The 20565-nt window shown below is 72.5% G+C and carries 20 protein-coding genes; 5 read left to right on the forward strand and 15 right to left on the reverse strand.

Annotated features, from left to right (window positions below; translation table 11 throughout):
• The first annotated feature begins 26 nt into the window (after positions 1 to 26).
• From ACWDBE_RS14495 to ACWDBE_RS14515, 5 genes are all read left to right on the forward strand, one after another.
• Entirely contained in the window at positions 27 to 1541 is a 1515-nt protein-coding gene (locus ACWDBE_RS14495; protein ID WP_449808145.1) for an MFS transporter, read from the forward strand.
• A gap of 80 nt (positions 1542 to 1621) precedes the next feature.
• The gene (locus ACWDBE_RS14500; RefSeq protein ID WP_449808146.1) at positions 1622 to 2365 is read left to right on the forward strand and encodes a class I SAM-dependent methyltransferase; all 744 of its coding nucleotides are present in this window, start codon (positions 1622 to 1624) and stop codon (positions 2363 to 2365) included.
• A gap of 140 nt (positions 2366 to 2505) precedes the next feature.
• Complete coding sequence (locus tag ACWDBE_RS14505) at positions 2506 to 3084, forward strand: TetR/AcrR family transcriptional regulator (RefSeq protein WP_449790854.1); 579 nt, start codon at positions 2506 to 2508, stop codon at positions 3082 to 3084.
• Positions 3085 to 3230: 146 nt separating this feature from the next.
• Entirely contained in the window at positions 3231 to 4070 is an 840-nt protein-coding gene (locus tag ACWDBE_RS14510; RefSeq protein WP_449808147.1) for an SDR family NAD(P)-dependent oxidoreductase, read from the forward strand.
• Positions 4071 to 4140: 70 nt separating this feature from the next.
• A complete protein-coding gene (locus ACWDBE_RS14515) occupies positions 4141 to 5337 on the forward strand; it encodes a cytochrome P450 (protein ID WP_449790856.1) in 1197 nt (398 codons plus the stop codon).
• Between the two features lie 109 nt (positions 5338 to 5446).
• Here ACWDBE_RS14515 and ACWDBE_RS14520 read toward each other — a convergent pair whose 3' ends face one another.
• The 15 genes from ACWDBE_RS14520 to ACWDBE_RS14590 all read right to left on the reverse strand — a co-directional run bounded on the left by ACWDBE_RS14520 (position 5447) and on the right by ACWDBE_RS14590 (position 20408).
• A complete protein-coding gene (locus tag ACWDBE_RS14520) occupies positions 5447 to 5671 on the reverse strand; it encodes a ferredoxin (protein WP_449790857.1) in 225 nt (74 codons plus the stop codon).
• On the reverse strand, positions 5668 to 6942 hold the full coding sequence (locus ACWDBE_RS14525; RefSeq protein ID WP_449808148.1) for an MFS transporter: 1275 nt from the start codon (positions 6940 to 6942) through the stop codon (positions 5668 to 5670). Before ACWDBE_RS14525 ends, ACWDBE_RS14520 begins: the two co-directional genes overlap by 4 nt.
• Positions 6935 to 7978, reverse strand: a complete 1044-nt coding sequence (locus ACWDBE_RS14530) for an LLM class flavin-dependent oxidoreductase (protein ID WP_449808149.1) — start codon at positions 7976 to 7978, stop codon at positions 6935 to 6937. Before ACWDBE_RS14530 ends, ACWDBE_RS14525 begins: the two co-directional genes overlap by 8 nt.
• Positions 7979 to 8011: 33 nt before the next feature.
• Positions 8012 to 8236 (reverse strand): acyl-CoA carboxylase subunit epsilon, encoded by a 225-nt coding sequence (locus ACWDBE_RS14535; RefSeq protein ID WP_449808150.1) that lies wholly within the window; start codon positions 8234 to 8236, stop codon positions 8012 to 8014.
• Complete coding sequence (locus ACWDBE_RS14540) at positions 8233 to 9807, reverse strand: acyl-CoA carboxylase subunit beta (protein ID WP_449790861.1); 1575 nt, start codon at positions 9805 to 9807, stop codon at positions 8233 to 8235. The genes ACWDBE_RS14535 and ACWDBE_RS14540 overlap by 4 nt, the downstream gene beginning before the upstream one ends.
• Positions 9808 to 9847: 40 nt before the next feature.
• Positions 9848 to 11854, reverse strand: a complete 2007-nt coding sequence (locus ACWDBE_RS14545; RefSeq protein WP_449808151.1) for an SDR family oxidoreductase — start codon at positions 11852 to 11854, stop codon at positions 9848 to 9850.
• A 3-nt stretch (positions 11855 to 11857) separates the two neighbouring features.
• Positions 11858 to 12796 (reverse strand): aromatase/cyclase, encoded by a 939-nt coding sequence (locus ACWDBE_RS14550; protein WP_449808152.1) that lies wholly within the window; start codon positions 12794 to 12796, stop codon positions 11858 to 11860.
• 31 nt (positions 12797 to 12827) lie between these two features.
• A complete protein-coding gene (fabG, locus tag ACWDBE_RS14555) occupies positions 12828 to 13616 on the reverse strand; it encodes a 3-oxoacyl-ACP reductase FabG (RefSeq protein WP_449808153.1) in 789 nt (262 codons plus the stop codon).
• Positions 13617 to 13629: 13 nt separating this feature from the next.
• Complete coding sequence (locus tag ACWDBE_RS14560) at positions 13630 to 13899, reverse strand: acyl carrier protein (protein WP_392882932.1); 270 nt, start codon at positions 13897 to 13899, stop codon at positions 13630 to 13632.
• A 17-nt stretch (positions 13900 to 13916) separates the two neighbouring features.
• Entirely contained in the window at positions 13917 to 15137 is a 1221-nt protein-coding gene (locus ACWDBE_RS14565; RefSeq protein ID WP_449790865.1) for a ketosynthase chain-length factor, read from the reverse strand.
• Positions 15134 to 16417: a beta-ketoacyl-[acyl-carrier-protein] synthase family protein gene (locus tag ACWDBE_RS14570; RefSeq protein ID WP_392882936.1), complete on the reverse strand. Its 1284-nt coding sequence runs from the start codon at positions 16415 to 16417 to the stop codon at positions 15134 to 15136. Before ACWDBE_RS14570 ends, ACWDBE_RS14565 begins: the two co-directional genes overlap by 4 nt.
• Positions 16417 to 16740 (reverse strand): TcmI family type II polyketide cyclase, encoded by a 324-nt coding sequence (locus ACWDBE_RS14575; RefSeq protein ID WP_449790867.1) that lies wholly within the window; start codon positions 16738 to 16740, stop codon positions 16417 to 16419. The genes ACWDBE_RS14570 and ACWDBE_RS14575 overlap by 1 nt, the downstream gene beginning before the upstream one ends.
• Before the next feature lie 8 nt (positions 16741 to 16748).
• A complete protein-coding gene (locus ACWDBE_RS14580) occupies positions 16749 to 18224 on the reverse strand; it encodes an FAD-dependent monooxygenase (protein WP_449790868.1) in 1476 nt (491 codons plus the stop codon).
• A gap of 59 nt (positions 18225 to 18283) precedes the next feature.
• On the reverse strand, positions 18284 to 18709 hold the full coding sequence (locus tag ACWDBE_RS14585; protein ID WP_449790869.1) for a MarR family winged helix-turn-helix transcriptional regulator: 426 nt from the start codon (positions 18707 to 18709) through the stop codon (positions 18284 to 18286).
• Positions 18710 to 19052: 343 nt separating this feature from the next.
• Positions 19053 to 20408 carry a helix-turn-helix transcriptional regulator gene (locus tag ACWDBE_RS14590; protein WP_449808154.1) on the reverse strand — a complete coding sequence of 452 codons (1356 nt, stop codon included), beginning with the start codon at positions 20406 to 20408 and terminating at the stop codon, positions 19053 to 19055.
• Positions 20409 to 20565 lie beyond the last annotated feature (157 nt).

Here is a 20565-nt window from a genome sequence, read left to right on the forward strand (position 1 = left end):
GCGGAAAGTCACCCGAAGGGCCTGGAATGACTTCCACGTCGACAACGACCGAGCGGACCGGCTCGGGGATGGGCTTACTCGCCGTCCTGATGCCGGCGATCCTCGCCACGGTCACGGCCAGCGACATGGTCAACCTGATGCTCCCGACGATCGGGTCCGAGTTCGGCGCCTCCGAGGCGGAACTCGCCTGGGTCGTCACCGGGTTCCTGCTGATGTTCTCCGTCGGGATCCCCCTGTACGGCCGCATCTCGGACCGGGTGAGCCTGCGCCGGCTCTTCGCGTTCGCGCTGCTCACCTACGCCCTCGGAAGCCTGATCTGCGCGCTCTCCCCGAACCTGGCCGTGCTCGTGGCCGGGCGGATCGTGACGGGCATCGGCGCGGCCGCGATCCCCGTGCTCTCGATCATCGCCGTCACGACGCTGCTGCCGCCGGAGCGGCGCGGTGTCGGGATCGGCGTCGTCTCCGCCGGTGCGGGCGTCGGCACCGCCGCCGGCCCGGCGCTGGGCGGCGGCATCGGGCAGGCGCTCGGCTGGCCCGCGCTGTTCTGGATCATGCTCGTGGTCTCGCTGCTGCTGCTCGTCCCGGCCCTGCGCGTACTGCCGGACGAGACTCCGCAGGGCTCGGGCCGGCTCGACCTCCCCGGCGGCCTCCTGCTCGGCCTCGGAGCCGGCCTCGTCCTGTTCGGCATGACCCGGGCGCAGGTCTCCGGCTTCACCGACCCGCTGGCCTGGGGCAGCCTGTTGGTCGCCGTCGTGGCGCTCGTGGTCTTCGGGCTGCGCACCGTCCGGGTCGACCAGCCGTTCGTCCCGCCGTCGCTGTTCACCAACCGCGTCTACCGGACCGGCATCCTCGTCGCGTTCCTGGCGATGGTCGTCAACCTCGGCGGTCTGGTGTTCGTCCCGCTGCTGCTCGTGGAGGTCAACGAACTCACCCCGGGCAAGGGCGCGTTGGTCATGATCCCGGCCGGCGTCGTGACCGCGCTCCTCTCGCCGTGGATCGGCCGCCTCGCCGGCCGCGTCAACGCGCGGGTCCTGGTGCTCTTCGGGCTCGGCCTCATCGGGCTGTTCTCGCTGTTCCTCTCGTCCTTCACCGGCGGCTCCTCGGTGGTCTTCGCCGGCATCGGGATCCTCGGGCTGAGCATCGGCTTCATGTTCGTGATGACCACCATCATCGGCGCCGCGGCGAGCGAACTTCCGCCCGAGCAGGTCGGTGTCGGCCTCGGGATCCTCCAGGGCGCCCAGTTCCTCGGGGCCGGTACCGGCCCGGCCGTGTTCGGTGTGCTGGTGTCCGCGAGGCAGCAGAGCGGCAGCGACGCCATCAACCCCCTCTTCTCCGGCCACCACGGCTCGGCCTACTCCGACGTCTTCCTGGCCATGGCCGTGGTCGTCGTCCTCACGCTCGTCGTCGCGTCCCGGATGCGTCCCACGGCGGCGGCCGCGGCCGGAGCGAACGACGAGGCCGGAACGAAGGGCGAGGCCGCGGCGAAGGCCGAGACGGCCCCGGTGGCCGCGTCGGCGCAGGAAGTGAACAACGTCCAGTAGGGACGCGACCCGCCCCGTCCGGGGCGCGTCAGATCCACCGAGTGTTGGTTGACGAGCTTGCGAGCGACAAGGGGACCGGCATGACCACGCAGCGGACTTTCTCTCAAGAGGACAAGGAATACGAGGCGTTGTACGCGGGGCGCGCGTCCTTCGACGGCGTCGCCCCCGGTGAGGTGCTGATCCCCTGGGACATCGGCGAGCCCCAGCGGGCCGTGGTGGACCTGGCGCGCTCGGGCGGCTTCAGCGGCAAGGTGCTCGACGTGGGCTGCGGACTGGGCGAGAACGCCATCCTGCTGGCGGGCCAGGGGTACGAGGTGACCGGCGTGGACGGTTCGCCCAGCGCGATCGAGGAGGCGGTGCGGCGGGCCGCGGCCCAGGGCGCGCGGGTGCGGTTCCTGACCTCGGACGCCACCGAACTGGACGGTGTCGGAAGCGACTTCGACACCGCGCTCGACAGCGGCCTCTACCACTGCCTGAACGACGAGCAGCGCTCGGCGTACGCCGCCGCGCTCCACCGGGTGTGCCGGCCGGGTGCCACGCTGCACCTGTTCTGCTTCGCGGAGTCCATGCCGTCGGGGACGCCGATCGTGGCGGAGGCCCTGGTCAGCGAGGCCAACCTGCACGCGAACCTCGGCCCGCACTGGGAGATCGAGGACATCGCCGAAGCCGTCTTCGCCACGACCTTCACCCGCGAGATCCTGGCCAGGCTGGGCACGGCGGACGCCCCGGACACCGGGGCCAGGCCGGGCCCGGACGCGATCCGGGTGGACGAGCGCGGGCGGGTGCTGACACCGATGTCCCATGTGCGTGCGCGGCGCAGGTGAGGCTCCGTCGTCCTGGGCCGCGCGGGTGGCGCGGCCCAGGGCCCAGGGCCCGCGCACGGCGGCCGCGGTGCGCCGCGAGCGCGGTCGTGACGACCGGTGTTCGGCCGGGACGGGACCGAATGGTCTGCTAGCCTCGGCCCATGGCCCGGAAACCTGCTGCCGGTACCCGCGAGCGCATCCTGGACGCCGCTGCCCACCTCTTCGACCAGCGGGGCGTGCACGCGGTCGGCATGCAGCAGATCATCGACGAGGCCGGCTGCGGAAAGCAGTTGCTCTACCGGGAGTTCTCCGGCAAGGACCAGCTGGTGGTGGCCTACCTCGAGCGGTCCGCCGAGGACTGGGACCGGCTCGTGACCGGTGTGTGCGCCGCGGTGGAGTCGCCGGAGGAGCGGCTCGTCGAGTTGGTCCGGGCGGTCCGGGCCATGGCGCCGAACGCCAGGGGCTGCCCGCTGCGCAACACCCAGGCGGAGTTCCCCGACCCGGACCACCCGGCGCACCAGGTCTCCGTGAAGCACTTCCGGCGCGTGCGCGAGCAACTGCGGGACCTCGCACGCGGAACCGCGGCCGCGAACCCGGAGCGGCTCGGCGACCGGATCATGCTGATCATCGACGGTGTCTACGTGAACGGGTCGACCCTGGGGTCCACCGGCGCCGCGGAAGCGGCCGTCGAGTTCGCCGGCGACGTGGTCCGGGCGGAGATCGCCGCCGCGGTCGGCTGATCTCCTGACGCTGACCCCTTTTCCCGATTTCTCTCTTTCCCGATTTCTCTCTTTTTCGCCATCCGTCCCGGGGTGAAGTCTGCCCGCGGGCGGGAGCTCTTCTGCTGCGCAGAATCTCACGACCCAGTGTTCCGAGGAGGATCACGGTGAAGACCATTGTTGTCACGGGGGGCACTTCCGGTATCGGGCAGGCGCTCGCGAACACCTATCTCGGCCGGGGCGACCAGGTGGTCGTCATCGCTCCGGACCCGGTGAAGGGGAAGAAGTACCTCGACACGGCGCAGAAGTTGGGCGCGGTCGACCGCGCCTTCTTCATCGAGGCCGACCTCAGCCTCGTCAGCGAGAACCGGCGCGTCATCGCGGAGATCGAGGACCGGTTCGAGGCGGTGGACGTCCTCGTGCTGTGCGCGCGCTACTTCCGCAGCCACCGGATGGTGACCTCGGAGGGGATCGAGCACAACTTCGCGCTGTACTACCTCAGCCGGTACCTGCTCGGGTACGGCCTGGCGGACCTGATGAACAAGGCCGAGACGCCGGTCGTGATGAACATCGCCGGTCCCGGTGTGGGGGCGCCGGGCGTCAACTGGAACGACCTCGGCTTCGAACGGGGCTACGACGGCTGGTCGGCGATGTTCCAGGGCGGCCGGCTCAACGACCTCCTCGGCGTCTCGTTCGCCGAGGGCGGGAGCGCGCGTCGCGCCCGGTACGTGCTGCTGTTCCCCGGTGGGACGCGCACCGGCTTCGCGGGCGAGTTCGACGCCGCCACCGCGGCGCACATCGACCAGATGAAGCGGGCCGCGCAGCCGGTCGAGTTCACCGTCCCGCCGATCCTCGAGATCATCGACGCCCCGCCGCGGGAGCCGCTGAGCGCCTTCGTGGAGGGCACGCCCCTCAGCCTCCTGCGCCCGGCGTTCGACAAGGGCGCCGCGGCGCGGCTCGACGGCATCACCCGGGAACTCCTGCGCGAGAAGGCGAGCGCCTCATGACGAACCGCCCGCGACCGGTGGCCGCTCCGCGCTGAATCGCCCTCGTGCCGTCAGGAAGGAAATGAACGCCATGACCGAACCGGTGTCGATGCCGCACAACCACCGTCAGGCCGAGTGTCCGTTCCGGCCCGGGCCCGCTCTGGTGGAACTGCACCAGGACCCGTCGCTGCACCGGGTCCCGGTGCCGAACTCCCAGCTCGGCGAGGTCGAGGCCGTCCTCATCACCCGGGAGGACGACGCCCGTACGGTGCTGTCCGACGCCCGCCACGAGGTCGGGTTCGCCTTCGATCCGCACTGGACCGGCCCGCGCTCGGTGATGAACCAGCCGGGCGTCCTGCTCAACTACGACGGGGACGAGCACACCCGGTACCGCCGGATGCAGGCCGGTGCCTTCACGATGAAGCGGATCCGGGCGCTCAGCGGCGTGATCGAGCAGATCGTCGAGAAGCACCTCGACGCGGTGGAGGCGGCCGGTCCGGGCGCCGACCTGATCAGGACCTTCGCCGAACCGCTGCCCCTGATGGTGATCTGCGAGTTGCTGGGGGCACCGCTCGAGGACCGGGCGGGCATCCTGGAGCGCAGTTCGATCGCGAGCAGCGTCGACACCACGCTGGAGGTCCAGCAGGAGAACTTCGCGGCCATGACCGACTACATGGCCCAACTGGTCGCCGCGCACCGGTGGGATCCGGGCGACAACATCCTCGGGGACCTGGTGCGCAAGCACGGTGCGGAGCTCGGCAACGACGAACTCGTCGGCATGGGCCTGGACGTCCTCGTGGCCGGACACGGGACCCTCTCCGGCATGATCGGGCTCAGCGTCCTCGCCCTGTTGTCGCACCCGGAGCAGCTGGCGGTCCTGCGCGACGAGGACGAGCTGTCCGGTGGCGCCGTCGAGGAACTGCTGCGGTTCCTCGCGGTGGCGCCCCCGCTGGTCAGGAGGGCGAGTACCGACCTGTCGGTCAACGGCCAGGAGGTACGCGCCGGCGAGTACGTCGTCGTCTCGACGGTGATGGCCAACCACGGCGCCGACCTGCCCTCGCCCGCGGACGTGCTCGACCTGCGCCGCAAGCCGGTGCCGCACCTGGCCTTCGGCTACGGCAGGCACCAGTGCGTCGGTCAGCAACTCGCCCGCCTCGAACTCGGCATCGCGCTGCCCGCGCTGTTCCGCCGCTTCCCCGGCCTGCGGCTCGCCGTCCCGTTCGAGGAGATCGAGTACCGCACGGAGTCGCTGGTGTACGGGGTCAAGAGCCTTCCCGTCGAGTGGTGACCGGGTGGTCTTCCGCCCGGGGACGCCCCGGGCGGAAGGCCACGCACGAGTGAGCCGCCCTCCTGGTCGGAGGGCGGCTCCGGGCTGCTCGCGGCGGCGCGGCCGGGGGTCAGCCGCGCGGCCGCCGCCCGTGCGCCACGCGGATGGCGGCGGCCGGGCAGAGGGCCGCCGCCGCGCGCACCCCGTCGTGGGCCGCGGCGGGCGGTCGGGCGTCGAGCAGGATGACGACACCGTCCTCGTCACGCTGGTCGAAGACCTCCGGCGCGGTCATCACGCACTGCCCCGAGGCCACGCAGCTGTCCTCCTCGACGGTGATCTCCAGGGAAGCGGTCATGGGGAGTTCCTCTCTGTGCGCGGCTCTGTGCGCGGCTCTGTGCGCGGCCCGGGGCCCACGCGGGCGACGCCCGGCCGGCCGGAGCGCGTCCCGGTGACCGCGACGCCGATCCCGGTCGCCCCGGCGAGCGCGATGGCCAGGAGCGCCGGTCGCCGGCCGCCGGAGTGGGTGAGCAGAGCGGCGGTCAGCGGCAGCATCAGGACACCGCCGAGCTGCACGCCCGTCTGGAACAGCGGCACCGCCGCCGCGCGCAGGCCCGGTTCGACGTCCTGGGTGGCCTGCATGTTCAGGGCGGCGAAGGACAGGGCCATGGCGGCGCCGACGAGGAGGAGCGTCGGCAGCAGACCACCGGCGTACGAGGCGGGTTCGGGGCGCAGCAGCAGGAGCAGCTGGCCCGCGAACGCGGCCGCCGCCCCGGCGGCGATCTGCCGCCGGGTACCGAAGCGGGCGACCAGGCGGCCGGCGAACGGCACGGACACCGCGAGCGGCACGCACGCGGGGAGCAGCGCCAGCGCCACCTGCCAGGGCCGCCACCCGAAGCGGTCGTGCGCCTGGAAGGTGACCAGGAGGAGCAGTGCCGCGTAGGTGCCGTTGAGGGTGGCCGCGCCGAGCGTCGCGCGGATCAGCGAGCCGTTGCGGGCGAGTTCCGCCGTCAGGCGCGGCGGCGTCCGGCGTCCGGTGTCCGGGATCACCCGCAGGCCCCACACCAGGAGCACGAGGGCGAGCGGCGCGGGGAACAGGAACGTCCAGCGCCAGCTCGCCGCGGTGAGCACCCCGGAGAGCAGCAGGCCGAGGGTGAACCCGGCCGCGCCGAACAGGGAGTACACCGACACGGCCCGCCGCTGCGGCGGGCCGTCGGGGACCGTGGTGGTGATCAGGGCCAGCCCGGCGGGCGCGGTGAGCGCGGCGCAGCCGCCCTTGAGGACGCGCGAGGCGATCAGGAGGGCGGTCGAGTCGGCCAGGCCGCCCGCCACCGAGGCCGCGGCGAACACCAGCATCGCCACCAGGTAGCAGCGGCGCAGGCCCCAACGGGCGGTGGCACGGGGGCCGAGGAGCAGCATCGCGGCGAATCCGGCGGCGAAGCCGCCCATCAGCCACTGCACCGTCCACACGGAAAGGCCGCGGTCGGCGCCGATCCAGGGCAGGGCGACGAGGACCACCGAGACCTCGATGGCGTCGAGGACCATGTTGCCCGACAGGATGAACAGGAGCCGCCAGGTGCCCTGTCGGGCCGGCGGGGAGAGGGGCTGCGCGGCGGGCGCCTCAGTCACCTGCGGGCACCTCGCCCGGGCGGGATCCGGCGCCGGCCCCGGATCCGGCGGCGTCGGACCCGGCGGCCTCGGCGAGCAGCGCGGGCAGGCGCTCGCTGACCAACTCGATGTTGCGCACGACGAGGTCGTCCGGCATCCCGGCGATGCTCGCCCAGAAGATCAGGTGCTTCACCGGGAGGCCCTTGGTCCGCTCGTGGATGCGGGCCGCGGCGTCCTCGGGCGTGAGGATCTCCAGGGTCGACCAGGAGCCGTCGGCCTTCGGGGCCTCCGGGTAGTCGTCGGCGCCGAGCAGCGGCGGCCTGGGGTGGTCCGTGCCCTCCACCGAGCCCTGCCGGTAGGTGTTCATCTGGTGGGCGAGGTGCGGTGCGACGCGGGGCCAGGCCGCTTCGGGGTCGTCGGCGAGCATCACGGGGAGCAGGTCGGAGACCCGGGCGAGCTCGGGGTCGTGGCCGCCCTCGATCAGGCCCTCGCGGTAGTGCCCGTACGACGCGTGCGAGATGTGCAGGAGGCCGATGCCGAGCCGGCCCGCGATGCGGGCGCCGCGCGGACCGTAGAAGCCGCCCCACAGCGGGACCGGCGACTGGAGCGGTCCCGGGGTGATGCCGCCCTCCTCCCAGAGCCGCCTGACCTCGCTGATGTTGCGTTCGACCTGGGTGAAGCGGCTCTTGAAGTCGGCGTCGAACAGGTCGTACTCGGGCACCCGGTAGCCGGCGCCGAAGCCGATCTCCAGCCGGCCGCCGCTGATCAGGTCGACGACCGCGGCGTCCTCGGCGAGCTGGGCGGGCTTGTGGAGGTTGGGGAGCACGACCGCGGTGCCGATGCGGGCGTTGCGGGTGCGGGCGGCGGCGGCCGCGGCGAACGTCAGGGGCGAGGGCAGGTAGCCGTCCTCGAAGAGGTGGTGCTCGGTGAACCAGAGGCCGTTCGCGCCGCGCCGGTCGGCCTCCTCGCAGAACTCGAGGGAGCGGGCGTAGTGGTCGGCCCAGGGCCGGTGCCACTGGTCGGGGTTGCGCAGGTCGAAGAGAAGTCCGACATCCATGCTCTGGTCTCCGTGTCTTGGGGGGTGCGGTGCTCAACTGGGGCCGTGCCGCCAGGTCCTCGGGCCCCGGAAGCGGGGCGCGCGCTCGAGGCGGCGCCAGCGCGCCGACGGGTGCCCGGACTCCTGCGGCTCCTGCCGGGCGGCGGCCACCCGGGCGTACAGGACGGTGATGAGGGCGCCCAGCTCGGTCGGGTCCGGGCTGCCCCGCTCCACGCGCAGGAACGAGGACCCGTCGGAGCCGGCCGGCCGGCCGCTCACTGCGGGGGGTTGCCGTGCTTGCGCTGCGGCAGGTCGACGTCCTTGCGGCGCAGCATCGCGAACGCGCGGATCAGGACGGAGCGGGTGTCGCCGGGGTGGATGACGTCGTCGACCAGGCCGCGTTCGGCCGCGTAGTAGGGATGGACGAGCTCCCGCCGGTACTCCTTGATCTTCTGCTCGCGGGTGGCGGCCGGGTCCTGGGCCGCGGCGATCTCACGGCGGAAGACGACGTCGGCCGCGGCCTCCGCGCCCATCACCGCGATCTCGTTGGTGGGCCAGGCGTAGGACAGGTCGGCGCCGATGGAGCGGGAGTCCATCACGATGTAGGCGCCGCCGTAGGCCTTGCGCAGGATCACCGAGACCCGGGGCACGGTCGCGTTGCAGTAGGCGTAGAGGAGCTTCGCGCCGCGCCGGATGATGCCCTCGTGCTCCTGGTCGACACCGGGCAGGAAGCCCGGCACGTCGACGAGGGTGAGCAGCGGGATGTTGAAGGCGTCGCAGAACTGCACGAACCGCGCGCCCTTCTCGCTGGCCTTGATGTCCAGGACGCCGGCCAGTGAGGACGGCTGGCTCGCGACGACGCCGGTCACCTGGCCGTCGAGCCGGGCCAGGGCGCACACGAGGTTGGCGCCCCACTGGGCGTGCACCTCCAGCACCTCGTCGTCGTCGACGATCTCGGTGATCACGTCGCGGATGTCGTACGACCGGTTGCCGTCGGCGGGCACCAGGTCGAGCAGGCGGTCCACGCGCCGGTCGGCCGGGTCGCCGTTCGGGGCCGCGGGCGGCAGCTCCCGGTTGTTGGACGGCAGCATCGACAGCAGCAGGCGCACGTCCGCGAGGCAGCTCTCCTCGTCGTCGTGCACGAAGTGCGCGACGCCCGACACGCCGCCGTGCACGTCGGCGCCGCCGAGTCCGTCCTGGGTGACCTGCTCACCCGTCACCGAACGCACCACGTCCGGGCCCGTGATGAACATCTGCGAGATGCCGCGGACCGCGAACACGAAGTCGGTGAGCGCGGGCGAGTAGGCCGCGCCGCCGGCGCAGGGCCCGAGCATCACGCTGATCTGCGGGATGACCCCGGAGGCGCGGGTGTTGCGCTGGAAGATGCCGCCGTACCCGGCGAGCGCCGAGACGCCCTCCTGGATGCGGGCGCCCGCTCCGTCGTTCAGCGAGACCAGCGGGGCGCCGGCCGCGATGGCCATGTCCATGATCTTCTGGATCTTCTGGGCGTGCGCCTCGCCGAGCGCGCCGCCGAAGATGCGGAAGTCGTGCGCGTACACGAAGACCGTCCGGCCCCCGACGGTGCCCCAGCCCGTGACCACGCCGTCGGTGTGGGGGCGCTTCGCCTCCAGGCCGAAGCCGGTCGCCCGGTGCCGCCGCAGCTGCTCCACCTCGGTGAAGGAGCCCGGGTCGAGCAGCAGGTCGATGCGTTCGTACGCGGTGAGCTTGCCCTTGGCGTGTTGGCGCTCGGTGGCCTTCGGGTCGGCTCCGAGCCGCGCCAGTTCCTTGAGTTCCCTGAGTTCGCCGAGCCGGTCGCCGGCGGTGGTCACGGGTGCCTGCGCGGTGGTCATCGTCGCTCCTGGTGGTCCGGTCGGGTCGACTCCGCTCGGGTCAGCCGAGCAGGGTGCCGCCGCTGGCGTCGACGAAGGACCCGGTGATCCAGCGGGCCTCGTCGGTGGCCAGGAAGGTCACGACGTCCGCGACGTCTCCCGCCTGGCCGACCCGCTTGAACGCGGACAGCTGGGCCATCTGCTCCACGGCCTCGGGGATGTCGAAGACCGCGCTGCCGTTGTCGGTGATGCCGGGCGCCACGCTGTTCACGGTGATGCCGCGCGGGGCGAGGTGCCGGGCGAAGTGCAGCGAGAGCTGCTCGATGGCGCCCTTCGTCATGGCGTACGCCACCTGGTCGGGACTGGCGAAACGGGTGAGCCCCGACGAGATGTTGATGATGCGGCCGCCGTCGGCGAGCAGCGGGAGCGCCCGCTGCACGATGAAGAACGGGGCCTTCGCGTTCACGGCGAAGAGCCGGTCGAACTCCTCGGCGGTGACGTCCTCGGGGGCGAGCCCGGCCGGAGTGGTGGCGCCCGCGTTGTTGACCAGGATGTCGAGCCTGGTCTCCCCGGTCCGCTCCTTCAGGCCCCGCTCCACGCCGAGGAACAGCTCGTGCACGTCGCCGGGGACGCCGAGCGGCGCGCGGACCGGGAAGGCGCGGCCGCCGTCCCGCTCGATCAGCTCCACGGTCTCGTCGGCGGAGGCCCGGTCGGAGGCGTAGTGCACGATGACGAGGGCGCCCTCCCGGGCGAGGCGCTGTGCGGTGGCGCGGCCGATGCCCCGGCTGGAACCGGTGACCAGCGCCGTCTTGTCGGTGAGCCTGCCCATCGTGGAACTCCTGTCGGTCGATGCGGTCGGGGCGGGTGGGGCGCCCGCGAGGGGAGGGGTGTGCGGTGCCGTGGGGGCTTGGGGGCGGCCGAGGCCGCTGATCATGCGGGCCAGGTGGCGGCGGACCCGGGCCAGGCCGAGGAGTTCGCCGAACACGTCCCGCAGGTGCTCCACTTCGGGCCCGCCGAGGAGCAGCAGCGACTGCGCCCGGATGTTGTCGAGGGTGTGCGCGCCGATGGGCCTGCGCACGAGGTCGTAGCCGTCGAGCAGGTCGTCGCGGTCCTCGGACCCGACCCGCTCCGCGAGGCGCCCGCCGAGTTCGGCGGCGTCCTGCAGGCCCAGGTTGAGCGCCTGCCCGCCGACCGGCATCTGCACGTGGGCGGCGTCGCCCGCGAGCAGGACCCGGCCCCTGCGGTACCGGGTCGCCTGCCGGCTCGTGTTGTCGAAGGCGTTCAGCCACCGGGGCGTGCCGTGGCCGATGTCCTCACCGGTGACCTCCGCCCACGCGGTGACGACCTCGTCGAACGTGGGCGGCCCGGTGCGCTCCTTCGGGTCCGTGCCGAAGACGTGGACCATCACGCGGGTGCTGCCGTCCGGCCAGCGGTGCGCCACGGCGAGGCCGTTGGGGTGCCGCTCGAAGCGTCGGGCCGGCACGTCGATGCCCGCCACGTCGGCCCGCAGCATCTCGCGGGTCGCGGCGTGGCCCGCGAACTCGAAGCCGGCGAGCCGCCGTACGGTGCTGTCGCCTCCGTCGCACCCCACCACGAACGCGGCGGTGACGCGGACGCGTTCACCGTCCTCCCCGACGGCCTCGACCAGGACGTGCCCGTCCCGGTCGGTCAGGGACACCACGCGCAGCCCGCGCCGCAGCCGCGCCCCGAGCTCCACGGCCCGCTCCCGGAGGACCGACTCGATGCGGGTCTGCGGGCACTTCCACTGGCCGGCGTACCGGTGGCCGGGGTCGGCGGCGGTCAGGTCGAGCCGCATGCCCCCGAAGTGGCCGGGGCCGCCGTCCGGCAGCTCACCGAGCCGATCGAGGATGCCGCGCTCCTCGAACAGCGTCATGGTGCGGGCGTGCAGCGTGGACGCCCGGGACTCGGTCATCGGCGCGCCGAGCCGTTCCAGGACGGTGGTGCGCACGCCGCGCGCGCGCAGGTCCCCGGCGAGCAGCAGCCCGACGGGCCCCGCGCCGACGATCACCACGTCGGTGTCCGTCGGGGGAGTCGAGGTGGACGGCATGGGTCAGCGCCGCGCTTCCGCGTACCGCTTGGCGTGCTCCAGGGTGGCCCGGCTGTTGGTGCCGAGGGCGTCGCGCAGGAACGTCCTGGCCCGCTCGACGTCCGCGTCCGGGCCCAGGATCCCGGCGATGTTCTCCGCGTTGATGACGACGGTGTGCTGCGAGGAGGCCGTGACGACCCCGTCCTCGCCCTCCTCGAACTGCCAGGTCCCGGTGTGCAGCGTCATGAGCGCGGGCAGCGTGGTCTGCTTGTACGCGATCCGCCGGTGCGGGAAGCACACCCGCACCGATTCGGTGGTGTGGGTGGAGCCGTCCCTGGCGACGGTGTCCATCCGCAGGACCTGCAGGCCGGGGGTGTCCTCGGTGAGCTTGACGGTACCGACGTGCGGCAGGCGCTCGACCCACCGGTCGGCCTCGTTGACGAAGTCGTACAGGTCCTTCGCGGACCCCTCGACCCGCACCGAGTCCGTGAACGACAGCGTCAACTCCGCGGTCCGCGCGGCCTCTTCGAGCCCGGCCTTGAGCGAGGGCAGCTCGGCGCGGCTGTTGCTGTCGACCGCCTCGTCGATCCAGGCGAGCGACCCGGGGTCGTCGTCGACGGCCCGGTAGGAGTGCAGCAGCCGCAGCCGGGTCTCCTCCGGGCCCAGCGGCTCGATGATCCAGGTGCCGCTCATCTCGGCGATCGGCGGGGACGACACCTCCTGCCGGAAGGTGATGCGCAGCCCCTCCGGGTCGAGGTCGCGGCGCGAGGTCCAGTTCTTGGCCTCGCCGTTGGCGGTGGCCCAGATCCGGATCCGCTCCCGGTCGCCCTCCCGCTCCAGGGTCTCGACGTACACGTTCGGCGGGAACAGGCGCGGCCAGTTCTCCACCTCGGCGAGCAGCCGGTAGACCTCCTTCGCCGTCGCCGCGACGGTGATCTCGTGCTCGACCTCACGGGTCGTCATGATGGGTGCTCCTCAGTCGGGTCGGGCGGGATCAGAAGTTGCCGAGGCCGCCGCACACGTTCAGCGCCTGGGCGGTGATGGAACCCGCCAGGTCGGAGGCGAGGTAGCCGACCAGGCCCGCGACCTCCTCGGGCGTCGAGTACCGGCCGAGCGGGATCTTCGACTGGAACTTCTCCAGGATCGCGTCCTCGGTGGTGCCGTACGCGTCCGCGTAGCCCTGGCGGACCCGCTGCGCCATGGGGGTCTCCACGTAGCCGGGGCACACCGCGTTCACCGTGACGCCGGTCGGCGCGAGCTCGTTGCCGAGGGCCTTGGTGAAGCCGACCACGCCGTGCTTGGACGCCGAGTAGGGGGCGCCGAGCACCACGCCCTGCTTGCCGGCGGTGGAGGCGATGTTGATGATGCGGCCGCGCGACTTGGCGCGCATCCCGCCCGCGTTGAGGACCTCGCGGGTCACCAGGAACACGCTGGTGAGGTTGGTCGCGATGACGTCCTCCCACAGCTCGTCGGCCAGGTCGGCGGTCACCCCGCCGCCCGAGCGGCCCGCGTTGTTCACCAGGACGTCGATCGGCCCGAAGCGGGCGACCGCGGCCCGCACCACGTCGGCCACCTGCTCCTTGGAGCGCACGTCGCCGGTGGTGCCGTCCACGTCGAGGCCCTCGTCCTGCAGGGTCTTGACGGTCTCGGCGACGGCCTGCTCGTCGCGGGCGCACAGGAACACCCGGTGCCCCTGCTCGGCGAGCAGCCGGGCCGAGGCCAGGCCGATCCCGCTGGTCGCGCCGGTGACCAGGGCGACCCTGGGTGTGGTGGTGTCGGTCATGTTCGGCTCCCGGTCAGGCGGCGTGGGCGGCGGGCAGGTGGGCGGTGACGAGGTCGATCAGGGCGCGCGGGGTGCGGGCCTCGCCGAAGGCGTCCTCGTCGAGGCTGATCCCGTACTCGCGCTCGATGCGCCCGGCGGTCTCCAGGAGGGCGAGCGACTCGTAGCCGAGGTCGGCGAACTCGGTGTCGAGGATGTCCCCGTCCAGGTCGGCCTCCGCGTCGGCGCCGGCGGCCTCCAGGAGGATCCGCTTGAGCTCGGTGAGGGTGAAGTCGGTGGTGGACACGGGGTTCCTTCCTTCCGTCAGTGGTGGGCGGCCCGGACGACCATCGCGGAGTTGAATCCGCCCTGGCCGCGGGCGAGTACGAGGGCGGCGCGCACCGCGTGGGGGCGAGGGGCGCCGGTGACCAGGTCGATGTCGTAGTCCGGGGACAGGGTGGAGCCGGTGGTCGGCGGGATCACGCCGTCGCGCATCGACAGGAACGCGGCCGCCAGGTCCAGCGGTGCCGCGCCCGAGTACAGGCGGCCCGTCATCGTCTTCGGCGCGGTCACCGGCACGGCGCGCACCCCGAACACCTTGGTGATCGCCTCCGCCTCGGCCCGGTCCAGGTCGGGCACGGCCGCCGCGTCGGCGAACACCACGTCGATGTCGTCCGGCGCCAGGCCGGCGTCGGCCAGGGCCAGTTCCATGGCGCGCTGCAGGGTCGGCGCGCGGTCGCTGCCGGGCCGCGGGTCGACCGTGGAGGCGTGCCCGGCGATCTCCCCGTACACCTGCGGGGCGCCGCGTTCCAGGGCGTGCTCGGCGTTCTCCAGGACGAGCAGGGCGCCGCCCTCGCCCGGCACGTGGCCCGAGGCCCGGTCGTCGAAGGGCAGGTAGGCGCGCTCCGGGTCGTCGCTGGTGGTCAGGCGCCCGCTGGTCAGCTGGGCCACCCAGCCCCACGGGCAGATGGAGGCGTCGACCGCCCCGGAGATCACCATGCGGGTGCCCTTGCGGATCTGCCGGCGGGCCTGCGCCACCGCGTCGAGGCCGCCGGCCTGGTCGCTGACCACCACGCTGCTCGGGCCGCGCAGTCCGCCGCGGATGGAGATCTGGCCGCTGTTGACCGCGTAGAACCAGGCGAACGACTGGTAGGCGCTGACGTACTGGCCGCCCTTGCTCCACAGCGCGCGCAGCTCGTTCTGCCCGAACTCGAAGCCGCCGGAGTGGCTCGCCGTGATGACGCCGACGTCGTAGTCGGGCAGTTCGGACGGGACGACGCCCGCGTCGGCGAACGCCCAGTCGGCGCCGACCAGGGCGAGGCGGGTCATCCGGTCCGTCTGCGGGAGCAGCCTGCCGGGAAGGTGCTCCTTGGCGTCGAAGCCGTGGATCTCGCCCGCGAGCCGGGAGTCGTACGGGGTCGGGTCGAACCGGGTGACCCGGCCGATCGCGCCCCGTCCGGCGAGCGTCGCCGCCCAGTAGTCCGCCAGCCCGAGGCCGGTGGGCGCGACGACGCCGAGTCCCGTGACCACCGTGCGCGAGCTCATCGGGCGCCCGCCCGGTCGGGGGCGGCGAGCACGATCGCGCTCTGGAAGCCGCCGAACCCACTGCCCACGGAGAGCACCGCGTCGGTCTTCCACTCCCGGGCCGTCAGCGGTACGTAGTCCAAGTCGCACTCCGGGTCCGGGTTGTGGAGGTTCGCGGTCGGGGGCACCACGTCGTGGGCCATGGCGAGGACCGAGGCGGCCACCTCGATCGAGCCGATCGCGCCGAGCGAGTGCCCCACCATCGACTTGATGGAGCTGACCGGCGTGCGGTAGGCGTGGTCGCCGAGGCTGCGCTTGAACGCGGCCGTCTCGTGCCGGTCGTTCTGCTTGGTGCCGGAGCCGTGCGCGTTGATGTAGTCGATGTCCTGCGGGGCGAGCCTCGCCTCGTCGAGGGCGACCCGGATCGCCTCGGCCATCTCCTTGCCGTCGGGCCGCAGCCCCGTCATGTGGAAGGCGTTCGACCGGGTCGCGAAGCCGGCGACCTCGGCGTAGATCCGCGCGCCGCGCCTGCGGGCGCTCTCCAGCTCCTCCAGGACGAAGACCGCCGAGCCCTCGCCCAGGACGAAGCCGTTGCGGCTGTTGTCGAAGGGGCGCGAGGCGTGCCGCGGATCGTCGTTGCGCGGCGTGGTCGCCTTGATCGCGTCGAAGCAGGCCACCGTGATGGGCGAGATGGGCGCGTCGGCGGCGCCCGCGATCATCACGTCCGCGGAGCCCTCCCGGATGACGTCGGCGGCGTATCCCACCGCGTCGAGACCGGAGGTGCAGCCGGTGGAGACGACCGTGCTCGGGCCCTCGGCGCCCACCGCCCAGGCGACCTCCGTCGCGAAGGAACTGGGCACCATGTAGTTGTAGAGGTGCGGTACGGCGTAGGCCTGGTCGACCAGTTCGAGGCGGCCGCCGTCGCTGACGGTCCGGTACTCCTGGTCGAGGCCCATCGTGGCGCCGACCGCGCTGCCGATCGTCACTCCGGTGCGGTGCGGGGCGAGCGTCTCGAACTCCAGGCCGCTGTCGGCGACCGCCTCGCGCGCCGTGACCACCGCGAACTGTGCGGCCCGGTCCATGCGCCGGATCTCCTGGGGGGTGAGTCCGGACAGCTCAGCGTCGAAGTCGACCTCGGCGGCCACCTGCGAGCGGAACGGTGACGGGTCGAAGAACGAGATGCGGCGCGTCGCCGTGCGGCCGTCGGTGAGCAGCTTCCAGAAGCCCTTGGTGCCCTGACCGCCCGGCGCGGTCACCCCGACACCGGTGATCACGACCCGCCGGCCGTGGGCGTCGCCCATCACGCGCTCCATTCGTAGAAGCGGCGGGCCATGGCGTCCGCGGGGGAACGCCAGGTCGCCGGGTCGTACGCCTCGATGTACGGCTTGAGGTCCTCGCTGATCGTGGTGAACAGCGGATCGGTCTTGGCCTCCTCGATGCGGCTCGCGCCGTTGTCGTCGTCGAAGTCCTGGAGGTGGAAGTACAGGCCCCGGTAGGAGAAGAGCTGACGGCGGCGGGTGCCCATCCGGCCGGGCATGTCGGTGCGGTCGAAGGCGCCGAAGAGCTGGGCGACGTCCTGGGCCGAGGAGGGGGCCATCCTGGCCACGATCAGAGTGCTGTGCATGGTTTTCCCTACTCCCTTGCTTGTCGAGCGGGCCCGAACCAGCGGTCCAGGGCCATCGGTAGGTCGTGGTGGCTGCCGGGAGCGGCCCAGGCGACGTGTCCGTCCGGGCGCACGAGCACCGCCGAAGTGCCCTTCAGGTCGCTGCCGTCGGGGACGCCGACGGGGGTCGCCGTCACGATGTCGATCCGGTCCCGCCAGGCGTCGGCCCGCCCGCGCAGCGTCGCGTTGTCGTCGAGGTCGAGCAGCAGGCCGCGCCCGGTGCGCAGGAGCGCGGTGCTCGTGGTGCGCCCCTGCTCCCGGGTCAGGTCGAGGTGCGGCAGACGCGCACCGAGCAGCGGACTGGGCCCGCTGCCGACGTCGTAGCGGATGTCGAGGCCGCTGACCCGCGCCGCGAGATGGCGGACCACCTCGGGGTGGACGAGGAGTTCGCCGAGCATCTCCCGTACGGGGGAGACCTCCTCGCCGCCGAGGATCAGCAGGCTCTGCGCCCGGGTGTTGGCCAGCAGCCGGCGGCCGACCTCGTGCCGCTCCTCGTGGTAGCTGTCGAGCAGCGCCTCGTGCGCCGTGCCCCGCACCACCGCGGCGAGTTTCCAGCCCAGGTTGACCGAGTCCTGGACGGAGGTGTTCATGCCCTGGCCGCCCGCGGGGAGGTGGACGTGCGCGGCGTCCCCGGCGAGCAGCACCCGGCCGCGCCGGTACTCGGTGGCCTGCCGGGCGGCGTCGCTGAACGAGCTCACCCAGACCGGCTCGGCACCGGTGAGCTCGATGCCCGTGAGCCGCTTCCACACGTCGGCGACCTCGCCGAACTCCGGCGGCCCCGAACGGCGTTGCGGAGGGGTGCCGCGCTCTCCGACGATGATCCGGTGGATGCCGCCGGGCAGTTTGGCCACCATCACCAGGCCGCCGTCGGTGGGCTGCCCGGTCATCCGGGGCTCCAGGTCCACGCCCTTGAGGTCGGCGAGGAACAGTTCGGTGGTCGCGGGCGTGCCGGGGAAGTCGAATCCGGCGAGCTTGCGGACGGTGCTGCGACCGCCGTCGCAGCCCACCACGTAGCGGGCCCGCAGCGCCCGGGCCGAGTCCCGGAGCATCACGGTCACGCCCTCGCCGTCCTCGGCGAGGCCGGTGACCTCCGTGCCGCGCCGGATGTCGGCGCCCAACTCCCGTGCCCAGGACTCCAGTACGGCCTCGGTGGCGGACTGGGGGACGGTGCGCGCCGACGCGTGGGCGGCGTTCAGGGCCGCCAGGTCGAGCGGGAGGCCGCCGAAGTGCCCCTCCTCGCTCGTCTGGATCCCGCCGAACCGGGGCAGCAGGCCGCGCTGGTCGAACACCTCCATCGTGCGGATGGTGAAGCCGATCCCGCGCGACTCGCCGGTCCGTTCCGGCAGTCGGTCGAGCACGATCGTGTCGACGCCCGCCAGACGCAGTTCTCCGGCCAGCATGAGCCCGGCCGGCCCGGCGCCGACGACAATGACTGAAGCGTCCATGTGAATCTCCAGAGCGTCCGGGGAGCCGATCCCGGGGGGGTGTGGGTGTCGGAAAATCCCTACTTGTTCTCGATGTTGGCCGCTATGCGAGCCAGTACGTCGTTGGCGGCGAGGAATTCGGCTTCGGAGATTCCGTTGAGCGAGCGGGCCGCGTGGTCGTTCACCAGGACCTCGGCCCGCTGGTGCGCCGCGACGCCGGATTCGGTGAGCGTCACCGTGTCGCCCTGGCGGAGCACCCAGCCGCGGTCCACGAATCCGTCGACCACCGACCGGTAGGAGTCGGACCGGTCCACGGCCAGGAACGGGGAGAATGCCGCGTCGATGTCCGCGACGGTCCGCACGCCGATACTGATGGCGTGCAGGACCTGCCACTGTCGCCGGTTCAGATTCTCTCCGGCGAGGGCCTTCGCGGTGGCCTCGTCGAAGAGCCGGTGCAAATGCAGAAGCCAGTATCCGATGCGCTTGGTGGTGTTCTGCTGAAGCATGAAGCGCCTACTTCCTCGGCGGCGGGGAGGGATTCTCGACCCGCCTGTTCCAACTCGCGGGTTGAATGTCCGACCACTCGACATTCGCATGATCGGCTGCCGCGCTACAAGGCTCCACGGGCAAGCCTACGGGCGACCCGCAGGGTCCCTTGCGGGTCGCCCGTAGGGCCCTTTGTAGGAACCCCTGAGATGCGGCTCTTCCGGCGCGTCGGTGGGTGTGTCCACACGGGTCGGCGGGCGCGGCGTCGGGTTCCGCGAAGCGAACCGTGGTCGGCGTGAAGAGCCGGGAAATGCGAAGCGCCGCCCACCCGGACCACGGGTGAGCGGCGCGTGAACGTAAGGGTTACACGGCGGAGGAGAAGTGGTCGGCCCGGAATGAGGAGAGCCGCTGGGTGTGGAGTGCGGAGTGCAGCTCGCTCCGGCCGGAGATGGCGAGTTTGCGGTAGACGCTCGACAGGTGGAACTCGACGGTGCGGATCGCCAGGAAGAGGGTCTCGGCGATCTGCCGGTTGCTGTAACCGGCGCTCGCCAGCTGGCCGATGTGCAGCTCCTGGCTGGTGAGGCTGGGGGCGTCCAGGCGTTCCAGGGCGGACCGCAGGCTGTGTTGCCGGCGCCGGTTGCCGCTCTCCCGGGCCACCATGAGGGCGGCCTCCAGGTGGCGGCGGCCCGCGGACTGGTTCTCGCGGTCGATCTGCAGGGTCCCGAGGTCGTCCAGGACCTGGATCAACTCGCCCCAGGCGTAAGCGAGATGGAGCAGCACCACGGCCTCTTCCAGGAGCGCCACCGAGGTGTCGTCCCGACGGGCGACGGCGACGGCGTGCAGTGCCAGGCCGATACAGCGGGGCGAGCCCCAGGTGCGGGCCGCGGCCAGCTCCTCCTCGGCCAGCGCGAGCGCGAGGTCGCCCTGCTGGGTCGCGAGCGCGGCCGACGAGGCCCGTGAACGCCAGGGAATGACGGCGGGGTTGGCGACCTGGTGCTCGGCGAGCAGCCGTCCGCACGCCATGAAGTCCTTCAGGCTGTGCTGGAACTGGCCGGCCGCCTGCTGCAGCGCGCCGCGCGCGGCCAGGGTGTGGACGAGGTCCGGGCGGCTGGTGTCGAGCGGTCCGGCCAGGCCGTGCGCCCGCAGCACCTGGTGCGCGTGCCCCAGTTCGCCGGACAGGACGTGCGCCTCGATGAGCCAGGCGACGGCGAGCCCGCCGAGGTGCGGCGAGAGCCCGCGGGTCAGCTGCGCGGTGAGCAGGCCGGACGCCTCGACACCGTGCCCCTCGAGCAGGCTGATCCGCGCGCGCAGCAGTGTCAGTACCTCCTGGTGCCGCGGTGAGCCGGACCAGCGGGCGTCGTCGGCCAGTCGGCGGCACTCGGCGTGCGCGGTGACGATGTCGCCGGTGTGGAGGAGCGTCATGATCGCCCGCCACATGCCGTACGGGTCGCCGCGGTCCTCCTCCGCCGCGAGGGCCGCCTCGACCTGCTGGTGGACGAGGGCGCGCCTGATCCCCAGGTTGGCCAGTTCGACGGTGCGTAAGGAGAGGCCCGGCTCGGGAGGTGATATGTGTTCGTTCTCGACGGAGTCGAAGCGTCCCGGTACGTAGACATCGCGGCCTTCCCGCAGGACCCCGGCCCTCGTCCCGGTCGCGGTGGCCGCCCGAGCCGCGGCGAGGTGTCTCGGCCGGGGCATGTTCCTGAGGTCGTGATCGATCATCTTTTCCCCCTTGCTGTTCATCCGGTCGCCGGCATCGATCTGCCGCCGGGCGGCGCGGGTGCGGGTGCGGGTGCGGGCTGTCCCCGGCTGTATTCCGCTTCGTGGACGCCTCATTCGGGGCCACGCTACAGGGCGTCCATTGCACACGCATCAACGA

The organism is Kitasatospora sp. NPDC001132, from assembly GCF_053598415.1.